The 3,108-nt window shown below is 51.9% G+C and carries 1 protein-coding gene; it reads left to right on the top strand.

Annotation, left to right across the window (positions count from 1 at the left end; all coding sequences use genetic code 11):
- The first annotated feature begins 364 nt into the window (after positions 1-364).
- Positions 365-2,902, top strand: coding sequence for a ZmpA/ZmpB/ZmpC family metallo-endopeptidase-related protein (locus KDK15_RS13280; protein WP_257295867.1), 2,538 nt, complete (start codon positions 365-367; stop codon positions 2,900-2,902).
- Positions 2,903-3,108: the final 206 nt, after the last annotated feature.

Below are 3,108 nucleotides of genomic sequence, written 5' to 3'. Positions count from 1 at the left end.
AGGGCTTGATGCGTTCATTGCTTTTTATTTCAACTGTATCCCAGTGGGCTGAATCGATAACGATAAAATCAGCCACTCAAACAGGGGGAAGCTCCAAGGCACAACGTAGGGAGCTATAGCCGTAGCTATGTGGTCGGAGTTGTAACGTTTTCATAGTAAAAAAAGGCGCAGGTAATTCAAACCATTCTTACCATCGCCATAACACTGACTATTATTTCCTACCCAGGATATATACAGCGACAGCAATAACACTGCAAAAGCAGCTAAAAGTTATTGATCCGTCTGTTCGCCCTTCAGGGTGTTTCCTCTATAAGACAGTGGGTTTATATCGCTGCAAACGGCTTTCTTTATTAAGGTGTTGATTTTGATACGGCAATCAAGCGTAGCCCTGACAGACACTGCCATCGACCCGCAAACTGTGACAACCCCATCCACAGAACCGAAGAGCCGATGGAGAGGGTGGGGGGAGATTCGAGCCTTGGTTGGTACATTTGTTCAGTCGCTTAACCCCTACTATGATCCACCCAATTCCCAACCACCACCGCCGGAGGTTGCAGGCTCTGATGCTGGCATTGATCCCTGGGGCCGTATTGGCCAGATCAGTAATTTCCTGAAGGCCACCGCACTGGCAGGCCGGGCGATAGCAGTCTGTGCTGCCTTGCCCCCGGAAGTCAATAATCTGCTGGGCTATCTTGCCAACCTCTCGGTTGCGGGCCGGTTTGCCAGTGATCAGCTTCAGGCGTTCAATGCTGGCGGCGGTTCCATGCCTGAGCCTGACACACACAGGGAAAATACACCGGACGAGGCTGCGAACAACACGAAAGACAAAACCAGAAGAAAAGCCTCACAGAACCTACGACAAAAGTCTTGTAAATCCACCACTCAATTGCCAAACACCCCCTTGGCACTGGGAGCCCTGGTCGGCCTTTCCGCAGTCGGCGCGGCATCAGCATCCGCCCCTGACACTGACTGGGTTAAGGTGTCGGATGCCAATAAGCTGGGCAAGATCTGCCATGATACGAAATCATGCAGCGGAAAATATCGGCTGACTGATGATATCGACGGCAGCCAATTGAACCAGTCCATTGGCTCTGAAACCATTCGATTTACCGGCATCTTAGACGGCAATAGTCGTAAAATTGGCAGCCTTTCCCAGTGCCTGGTAAAACACCTCTATAAGGGCCGTATCGAAAACCTGACCCTTGGTAATCCCCATATAAATTCAACGGCTCCGGCCGGGGTAGTGGCTTGTGAAATGTCTGGCAATGCCATGGTCAGTAATATTCAGGTTGAAGGTGCTTGCGTTGCTACCACGGGTAAAGGGGCACACGCAGCTATTGGCGTGGGCAAAGTCAATGACGGAGGAACTATTAAGAACATGACTGCGTTGAACTGCGATGTGACAACCTCAGGTAAAGAAGCTTATGCCGGTATTGGTGCGGGATATCTGGATAAGGGAAATGTTACCGACACCACTGCGGTAAGCTGCACAGTATCAACCTCCGGTCGTGATGCAAATGCCGGTATTGGGGTGGGAAAGCAGGAAGAAGGAGCGGTTACCAACACGATAGCGGTAAGCTGCCGTGTATCAACCTCTGGTAGTGAAGCAAATGCCGGTATTGGGGCAGGAATCTCGGATGCTGGTGCAGTTAGCCACACGGCAGCGATAAACTGCACGGTGGCAACTTCTGAAACTCTTGCAAGAGCCGCTATTGGGGTGGGATCCAATGAAAAAGCAGAGGTTACCGACACGATTGCAGTAAACTGCAGGGTGAAAACTTCAGAAAAGCAGGCACATGCCGGTATTGGTGCGGGATTTCATGGAGATACAGGAATGGTTACCGACACGACTGCGGTAAATTGCAGTGTGGCAACTTCCGGTGATGGGTCAAAAGCCGGTATCGGCGCAGGATGGCGTACTGGCACAGCAAGTGTCGCCAACACTATGGTGTTTGACAGCACCGTTAACAGTACAGGTATAGGTGCCTCCGCAGATATAAGGGGAGGAGATGACTCAGTTATTATTTGTCATGCCAGTATTAATGGTGTAAAGCAACTAGACTTTTTCCGGGTGTGTTCCGATAAGCTGGTTGATAATCTCTGCAAAAATATTGACCGCAGCCTGGTAACACCAGATTGCCAGGTCGTTAATGACCTTCTACCGTCCTCAATCACAGAGGCGGTGACCGCAATATCAGGCACCGCCATGAACGCTTCCAGCCCGGATTCTGCCACAATGGCAACGTCCCCAACCACTGTGGCCACGGCACCAGGCACGACCTTTTCTATCCCGAGTTCTGCCACTTTTGCCACTTTTGCCACATCAACATCGTCAATGGCATCGCTAGATGCTGCCACTAAAGCCATTATCGCCCTGGGCACGGTGATTTTTGTGCTGGTTGGTGCGCTCGGTGTGATCACCTACCGCTATTGCAACAGCCTAAGGTCACCGACTAATGCTGGTCGTAACCGTGAGGACCCCACGCCGCCGCCCCCCAACGGCCGCCCCTGTGCTGAGGGACAGCTGTCTACTCCTCCCCGGGACCATTACCAACCGTTGTCGCTCAGGCCAAGGAACACGAGACCACTGCCGCCTTCTCCCCAAAGCCGTTACCAAACGTTAACATTCAGACAAGGGAACACGGCAACAGGGGGCAGCAATCCCCTGGTGGATAATGACCCCCACCCTCTTTCTGGCATCCCTGTGTACCAGGAACTGACCGAGTTTGAATGCAACGATAACCATGGCCAACCGGTGGCGGACGGGCAGGCCGGTATAGCAGCAGAGGGCAGCAACTCCGTGGCGAACACTGGTAAACCCACCCGACCTGACAGTCCTGTGTACCATGTACTGACCGAGAAACCGGAGTCGGAGAAACCGGAGTCGGGTCTTGAATCTTGATTGTCTAAAACCTCCACCTCATACTGCGCCAAACTCGGTGCAATGCCTTTGATTTCCCCTTTCTGAATAAATACCTTTTCCCTAACACCCACAGACTCTCCTCTTTAACCGTAATAACCGAACCTTCAGACGCATCCGGAACCAGCTGATGTAACCAGTGTGTCATTTGTCGGGCATAGCTTAGGAATTGCCCCGGAATAATTTGC

This window comes from Endozoicomonas sp. YOMI1, from assembly GCF_024606345.1.
Classification (GTDB): Bacteria; Pseudomonadota; Gammaproteobacteria; order Pseudomonadales; family Endozoicomonadaceae; genus Endozoicomonas.
The sequence above is the reverse complement of the archived record's forward strand: the minus strand, read 5'-3'. Positions and strand labels throughout refer to the sequence as shown.